Annotated in this window: 9 protein-coding genes; 5 read left to right on the top strand and 4 right to left on the bottom strand. The window is 61.4% G+C overall.

Annotation, left to right across the window (positions count from 1 at the left end; translation table 11 throughout):
- The coding region (locus EOA36_RS22825) for an META domain-containing protein (RefSeq protein WP_127279527.1) at positions 1–620 on the top strand (620 nt) is incomplete at its 5' end.
- Positions 621–683: 63 nt separating this feature from the next.
- Here the strand turns inward: EOA36_RS22825 and ndk are convergent.
- Positions 684–1,106, bottom strand: coding sequence for a nucleoside-diphosphate kinase (gene ndk, locus EOA36_RS22820; protein ID WP_127279526.1), 423 nt, complete (start codon positions 1,104–1,106; stop codon positions 684–686).
- Between the two features lie 286 nt (positions 1,107–1,392).
- Here ndk and EOA36_RS22815 point away from each other — a divergent pair, with 286 nt between their 5' ends.
- Positions 1,393–1,635: a DUF2934 domain-containing protein gene (locus tag EOA36_RS22815; protein WP_245464440.1), complete on the top strand. Its 243-nt coding sequence runs from the start codon at positions 1,393–1,395 to the stop codon at positions 1,633–1,635.
- Between the two features lie 77 nt (positions 1,636–1,712).
- Here the strand turns inward: EOA36_RS22815 and EOA36_RS22810 are convergent, their stop codons facing one another.
- Positions 1,713–2,405, bottom strand: a complete 693-nt coding sequence (locus tag EOA36_RS22810) for a glutathione S-transferase family protein (protein WP_127279524.1) — start codon at positions 2,403–2,405, stop codon at positions 1,713–1,715.
- A 66-nt stretch (positions 2,406–2,471) separates the two neighbouring features.
- Between EOA36_RS22810 and EOA36_RS22805 the strand changes: the two genes are divergently transcribed.
- The gene (locus EOA36_RS22805; RefSeq protein WP_127279523.1) at positions 2,472–2,984 is read left to right on the top strand and encodes a DinB family protein; all 513 of its coding nucleotides are present in this window, start codon (positions 2,472–2,474) and stop codon (positions 2,982–2,984) included.
- Positions 2,985–3,030: 46 nt separating this feature from the next.
- Here EOA36_RS22805 and EOA36_RS22800 read toward each other — a convergent pair whose 3' ends face one another.
- Positions 3,031–3,624 carry a GNAT family protein gene (locus EOA36_RS22800; protein WP_127279522.1) on the bottom strand — a complete coding sequence of 198 codons (594 nt, stop codon included), beginning with the start codon at positions 3,622–3,624 and terminating at the stop codon, positions 3,031–3,033.
- Between the two features lie 65 nt (positions 3,625–3,689).
- The gene (locus tag EOA36_RS22795) at positions 3,690–4,649 is read right to left on the bottom strand and encodes a LysR substrate-binding domain-containing protein (protein WP_127279521.1); all 960 of its coding nucleotides are present in this window, start codon (positions 4,647–4,649) and stop codon (positions 3,690–3,692) included.
- A 112-nt stretch (positions 4,650–4,761) separates the two neighbouring features.
- On the opposite strand from EOA36_RS22795, the gene EOA36_RS37375 reads away from it, so the two are divergent.
- Positions 4,762–5,595, top strand: a complete 834-nt coding sequence (locus EOA36_RS37375; protein ID WP_189343622.1) for a hypothetical protein — start codon at positions 4,762–4,764, stop codon at positions 5,593–5,595.
- 45 nt (positions 5,596–5,640) lie between these two features.
- Positions 5,641–6,567 carry a DMT family transporter gene (locus EOA36_RS22780; protein WP_127279520.1) on the top strand — a complete coding sequence of 309 codons (927 nt, stop codon included), beginning with the start codon at positions 5,641–5,643 and terminating at the stop codon, positions 6,565–6,567.
- The last annotated feature ends 86 nt before the right edge of the window (positions 6,568–6,653 follow it).

Genomic DNA, 6,653 nt, shown 5'->3' with positions numbered 1-6,653 from the left:
GCGCCGTGCTTTCGGTCGAGCTCGCCGACGTCTCGTTGGCCGAGGCGCCGGCCAAGATCATCGGGCAACAGAAGATCAAGCCCGCCGGACAGGTGCCGATCAGCTTCGAGATAAAATTCGACTCCTCCGTCATCCGGCCGCAAATGACCTACGCGCTGCAGGCCCGGATCACCGCGGACGGAAGGCTGATGTTCATCTCCGATGTGCGCCATCAGTTCGATCCGCTGACCGACGCGCCGCAGACCATCATGCTGAAGATGGTTACGCCCAGCAAGGAAACGGCGGCTTCCATCTTTGATCAGCTCTGGGTGGTCGATTATGTCGATGGCATTGGCGCCATCACCGCGCCGCAGGCGACCTTCAGGGTCAGCGAGGCCGGCAAGGCCGGTGGCAGCGGTCCCTGCAACACCTATTTTGCCACGGCGAAGGTCGACGGCCAGGCGATCGGGATCGGCGATATCGGTTCGACTTACAAAGCTTGCGCGCCCGATGTGATGGCCGAGGAAAAAGCCCTGTTCGATGCGTTGGCCAAGGCGGCATCATACAAGGTCGATGCCGGCAAGCTCACCATCTCAGACAAGGACGGGCGCGAAATCCTGCGCTTCAGCGCCGCGAGCTGATTGCACTCCAGAAAAAAGGCCGGCTGAACGCCGGCCTTCCAGATCGGATTTGATGCCGTCGGCTCAGCCGACGATTTCGGTGTCCGAGAACCAGTACTTGATTTCCTGCGCGGCGGTTTCCGGCGCGTCGGAGCCGTGCACCGAGTTCTCGCCGATCGACAGCGCATGCACCTTGCGGATGGTACCTTCGGCGGCGTTGGCCGGGTTGGTGGCGCCCATCACGTCGCGGTTCTTGGTAATGGCGCTCTCGCCTTCAAGGACCTGCACGATGGTCGGGCCCGAGGACATGGATTCCACCAGCTCGCCGAAGAACGGCCGCTCCTTGTGGACGGCGTAGAAGCCTTCCGCCTCGCGGCGGCTCATCCAAACGCGGCGCGAGGCGATGACGCGCAGACCGGCGTCTTCGAGCATCTTGGTGATGGCGCCGGTGAGGTTGCGCCGCGTTGCGTCGGGCTTGATCATGGAGAAGGTGCGTTCGAGCGCCATGGGTCGTCCTTGTCTGAATTTGAATTGAGAGTGGCGGGCTCTATACAAGCCGCCCGGCTTATTGCCAAGAGGGTGAGGAGCGGGTCCGCGCGGCGAGCGGAAAGGCAATTGCTTGGCTTTGCGAGCGACGAACGCCCGGAGCGACAGCGAGCGTCGAACGGCCAGCGCTTCCGTGGCTGGTCGCTGCGGGCAGGCTGGATCAGACGGCTGTAAAGCAACGGTTTGCTTGCTATAGTCGTCCGGTCGGCGCCGCGCTGAAGTCGGCCCGCATGGAGACAATATGACCATGACAGACGATCGTCAGGAGCGCATTCGCAACCGCGCCCATCAGATCTGGCAGGAAGAAGGCCAACCGGCCGGTCACCACGAGCGCCATTGGCAACAGGCGGCCGCCGACATCGATCGGGAGGACGCGGGGTTGGCGGCCAAGAAGCCAGCCAGGAAGGCATCTGGCGCCGGCAAGGCAAAAGCCGCTCCCAAGGAAAAGGCCGCCACGAAAGCCAGCAAGCCAAAGAAGGCGGCCAAGTAAGGCCAGCTGTTCCGCCGCCGATTTTCGCGACAGTTTGACGGCGCTTGCCTTGCGGGCAGGGCGCGCGCTTGCGGCCGTCACGCCGCCGCCGCAACCGTTCGTCCGAGCCCGCCATGCAGATCGAGGCAGCGGGTGAACCATTGCGCCACCACGTCGCTGTCGTCGAGCAATTTGTAAGGCGTGGCGATGCGTGCCCATTGCAGCGCGCCGAAGACGATATAGTCGGCAAACAGCGGCGAGGCGCCGCCGATGAAAGGCTGGTAGCTCAACATGGAGCGCAGCGGCTCCAGCGCTGCCCGGAAGGTTGCCAGGCCGGCGTCGCGTGCGGCGGCGACGTCCTCCAGCCGCTTGCCGAAGCGCTGCTCCCGGCTCTGGCGGAAATACGAGGCGTTCTCTTCGTCTTGCATGGCATGAAGGTCAACGAGCGCCGCGGTGGTAACATAAGGGTGGATGGTCAATTGCGACCAGCGTTCGATGAAGCGCGCCATCGCCTTGCCGCCTTCGCCGCCAAACAGCGTCGGGCGATCCGGATAGGTCTCATCGAGATAGAGCGCGATGGCGAAGGAATCGATGACGACCTTGTCGCCATCGCGGATGACCGGAACGGTTTTTGAGACACCGCCTTCAATGGCCGGCACTTCGAGAAAACGCGTCGGCGCGGTCGAGATATCAAGTCCCTTGTGGGCCAGCGCCATCGTTGCCTTCCAGCAATGCGGACTGAACGGGCGGCTCTCGTCATGTCCGACCAGGTCGTAAAGCAGAATGGTCATTGGCGTCGGCCCCTTCGCGGTCTAGGTATCGCCCCGAAACCCGAAACGGGCGCGGCGGGAGAAAAGATGAAACAGCACTTCATGATGTTTGCGGCCTACAATCAATGGGCCAATGGCCGCATCTATGATGCCGCCGACGATCTGAACGATGAGGAATTCAATCGCGACGTCGGCGCTTTCTTCGGTTCGCTGATGGGCACGCTCAACCACCTGCTCGCCGCCGATCGCATCTGGATGAAGCGCTTCACCGGCGAAGGCATCGCGCCGACGACATTGGACGCCATATTGCACCGGGCCTTGCCCGTCTTGAGAACCGCGCGCGAGGCGGAGGACCGGCGGATGATCGACTGGCTCGGCGGCCTGGACGACAAAGCGCTGTCGGGTCGCTTCACCTATATGACCGTTTCGGATATGCGCACCGTCTCGCAGCGCCTGGCGCCGGCGCTGGCTCATGTCTTCAACCACCAGACCCATCACCGCGGCCAGGCGCATATGATCCTGACAGTTCTGGGCCGCCCCTCCGTGCCGCTCGATCTGGCGCATTTCCAGCGCACCGAGGAGGGAAGGGCTTTCGCCTGATCCACATGGTTTTCGTTTTGAATTCGGGGCGAGCGTTTGGCGCGGACTATCGCCGCATTTTTTGCCGTAGCATGGCTTTTACGTCCGGCCACTCGGAATCAATAATGCTGAACCGGACGGAATTGCGTTTCCGGCCGTCCGGCATGATCCGTTCATTGCGAACGATTCCTTCCTGTTTTGCTCCTATTCTCAAAATGGCCGCTCTCGACGCGTCGTTGAGTTCGTCGGTGGTGAATTGCACGCGGACACAGTTCATGACCTCAAATGCCTGAATCAGGAGAAGATATTTAGCCTCGGTATTAACCCCCGATCGCTGGACCGAACTGCCGAGCCACGTGTGCCCAATCTCCAATTTTCTGTTCGCGCGGTCGATTTTCCAGAACCGCGTACTACCGCAAATCAAGCCCGTGGCGCGGAGGACGATTGCGTATGGCATGACAGTCCCGGCCTGTCGTCCAGCCAGGGCATTGGCAATATAATCATCGATCGCGTCTGGCCCTGGAACCACGGTGGCCTTCAAGTTCCATAGCTCGCCATCTGCGGCTGCACTCAAAAGCGCTGCGGAATGCTCTGGCTGCAGGGGGCTGAGTTCAACGATATCGCCGACCAAGGCGGGTTGCCTGGATTGGACGCCGCCCATTAATCGATGATCCCTGTTTCTCTTGCCTGCAGTCATCGAGCGACAAATGAGGACCGATCCGACTTTCAGACAGCTTCTGAAGCCAAGCCCGCAATTTCGTTGTCCAGCTGGCGTTGCGTCATGGCCGCTTCCGCCATCACCCATTGCTTGAACAGCAGCATCTTGCGTGCGGCAAGGCCCTTGTGCGGCGAGACGAAGTACCAACCGGCCGTATTCGGATGATGTACGGCAAAGGGAGCGACCAGCCTCTCGGCGCGGATATCGCTGGCCATATAGGCGCGGTTGGCAACGGCAAAACCCATTCCGGCATTGGCCGCCTCGTAGGACATCATGCACGAGTCGAAATAGATGCTCTTGGTCTCGCTGAGCACAAAACTGGCGCCGGCGAAACCAAGCCAGGATTGCCAGTTCTGCGTGCAGGTGTCGGAATGCAGCAGCGTGAAGTGCTTGAGGTCGTCCGGTGTCACCTTTGACACCGGCTTGTCGCCGAGAACCTCGTGGAACAATTTGCGGCTGCACACCGGTGTCAGGTCTTCCTGAAACAACAAGTCGGATGGCAGCCCGTTGAAGTGGCCGTCGCCGTAGCGGATTTCGAGATCGAATTCGGAAGTCGTGAACTCGTGCGTCGCGTACGAGGTCGAAACCCGCATCACGATATCGGGGTGTTGCTGCTGGAACAGCGGCAGGCGCGGAAACAGCCAGCGCGCGGCAAATGTCGGCAGCACCGATATCTTCAGCACATGTTCCTGTGATTGCCCGGTCGCTTCCATGCTGGCGGCGACAATCCGCTCCAGCGCCTCACGAACGCGCGAGACATAGGTTTCGCCCTCCGGTGTCAGCGACACCGCATTGCCGCCGCGCTGGAAAATCTTGAAGCGCAACTGGTCCTCCAGGCTCTTGACGCGCTGGCTGACCGCCGAAGCGGTGATGAACTGCTCTTCGCCGGCACGCGTGAAATTCCCGTGCCTCGCAGCACTCTCCACGATTTTCAGCGAATTGAGGTTGACCTGACTGAGCAGACGCACGGCTTTCGACCTTAAGCTGGGCTTAGGGTAGCACTAGCATTCCTAATTTTACAGGGGGGGCTAATTTAATCGACTGTTAACCAAGTGTTTGCCCCCCACTTGGAGAAGTACAATGAACGCACATACCGTACCCGAACTGCGCTATGCGATGAGCCGCGAGGCCATTATCGGCCACGAAACCGCCTGGAAAGTGTCGAGCTTCGGCGTTGCGCAGTATCGGCATGGCTATGATCCGGCTCTGCTTGCCGCGATCGAGGAGGCCGCCCTGAAGCTCAAGGCCAGCCATGCCGTGCACAAGCACCTCGATCTGACCTTCATCACAGGCGCGGACCGTTTCATTCCCGAAATCAAGGAGTTGCTGAACGACAAGTTGCGCTTGGAACGGCTGTCCGACATGACGGGCACGAAGCTGGAGCCCTATCCGCTGTCGATCGTCGGTTCGACAGTTACCTTCATGAATCCCAGGGATGGCGCCGTCGAATGGCATTGCGACGGCGTTCCGGTCACTGAGCTCATTCCGCTGTCGATCAGCGATCCGCTGGTCGGCGGCCATCTCGAAATCTATTGCGACGATTCCGAGACCGGCCGCGCCATCCTCGAATCCGGCCGCGAGATTCCGCGCAACCGCATCATGCGCATCGATCACAAGATGAACTATGCGACGCTCGGGCAGTTCCTCGGCGTCCTGCATCGTACGGCGCCGATCCAGTTCGGCGAGCGCGTCACGCTGGTGCTCAACCAGCGCTCCGTGGCCAAGCCCTATGTCGACGACAACAGGATGTTCTACCTTGCCGCCGACAACGATCACGACCGCGAGTGGGTCAACGAGCTGGCCGAAGATGTGTGGCAAAACCAGCTGCCGGCCTATCGCCGGTTCGAGGCCGAACATCCGACGCCGGCCCCCGCCGAAGCGCCGGTTCCGGGTGGAGCCAGGGAGTCATGGTAGCGACCCATGATCCCGAAAAGTGGAGACCGGTTTTCGGACGGGATCATGGTCGAACGCAGAGATAGGGGCCTATGCCGATTCCTTCTGCATGGATCGGGCTCGATATCCGCGCTGGTCTTCGCTGCCGGGGCGGTGGCGTTGTGGTCGACAAATGCGCTGGTCGGCAAGTCCCTGCTGGCCAGTCACCCGGTGTCGCAGGTGCAGTTCCTGCAATTTGTAGGGGCCGCCCTGGTCTTCGCGGTCATCCGGTCGATGAGCCGCGAGAAAGCCGCGACGGCCACGGCAAGCACCGCGCTGGTGCCGCTCGCGGTCGGCTTTATCGGTCTGGTCGGCACCATGGTGCTGCAATATATCGCCTTTGCCTCGATGCCGGTGATCGAAGCCAATCTCGTGGCCTACACCTGGCCCTTGATGGTTGCCGCGGCAGTGATCGCTTTCGACAATCCCCGGCGTCCGGCCTTGCTGGGCATTGCCGCGGCCCTTGGCTTCGTCGGCGTCGCGCTGGTGATTTCGGGAGGGCGTGACCGCACCTGGTTCCAGGGTGATCTCGCCGGCTATTCGGCCGCATTCGGGTCCGCGCTGTGCATGGCTTTCTATTCGGTGATGGTGGGGCGGCTCGCCACGTCGCCGGACCGCCTGTTGCTGCCCTCGTCGCTGGTCGGCGTCGCCTTGACGCTTATATGGTCCGCTCGCGAAGGCGTCGCCTGGCCCACCGGAGTGGATCTGGTCCTCGGGCTTTATCTCGGCGCTGGCCCGATGGGGCTGGGTTATTACTTCTGGTCACGCGCCTTGAAGCTCGGAGGCAGCGGCAAGGTGGCTGTCGTCGCCTATCTCACGCCGATTGCTTCGACGCTGCTGTTGACGTTGTCCGGCGAACGGCTGACGACCACCGCCATTGCCGGAGCCATTCTCGTGATCGGCAGTTGTGTCGCGGTCGGTCTGGAGCGTTCGGAGGCGCAAGACTATGTTTGATGACAATGAACGTCTCGCCAGGCAGGAAGCGCATTGGCTGATCAAGGAATTTGGCGCCGAGGCACCGCTTTACGCCGCAATGAAGG

The sequence above is a fragment of the Mesorhizobium sp. M8A.F.Ca.ET.021.01.1.1 genome, from assembly GCF_003998025.1.
Classification (GTDB): Bacteria; Pseudomonadota; Alphaproteobacteria; order Rhizobiales; family Rhizobiaceae; genus Mesorhizobium.
The sequence above is the reverse complement of the archived record's forward strand: the minus strand, read 5'-3'. Positions and strand labels throughout refer to the sequence as shown.

What these genes read in the sequence shown, in the direction of transcription:
- ndk (WP_127279526.1), bottom strand. Translation starts at nt 1,106, where the DNA reads ATGGCGCTCGAACGCACCTTCTCCATGATCAAGCCCGACGCAACGCGG.
- EOA36_RS22815 (WP_245464440.1), top strand. Translation starts at nt 1,393, where the DNA reads ATGACAGACGATCGTCAGGAGCGCATTCGCAACCGCGCCCATCAGATC.
- EOA36_RS22810 (WP_127279524.1), bottom strand. Translation starts at nt 2,405, where the DNA reads ATGACCATTCTGCTTTACGACCTGGTCGGACATGACGAGAGCCGCCCG.
- EOA36_RS22805 (WP_127279523.1), top strand. Translation starts at nt 2,472, where the DNA reads ATGAAACAGCACTTCATGATGTTTGCGGCCTACAATCAATGGGCCAAT.
- EOA36_RS22800 (WP_127279522.1), bottom strand. Translation starts at nt 3,624, where the DNA reads ATGGGCGGCGTCCAATCCAGGCAACCCGCCTTGGTCGGCGATATCGTT.
- EOA36_RS37375 (WP_189343622.1), top strand. Translation starts at nt 4,762, where the DNA reads ATGAACGCACATACCGTACCCGAACTGCGCTATGCGATGAGCCGCGAG.
- EOA36_RS22780 (WP_127279520.1), top strand. Translation starts at nt 5,641, where the DNA reads ATGGTCGAACGCAGAGATAGGGGCCTATGCCGATTCCTTCTGCATGGA.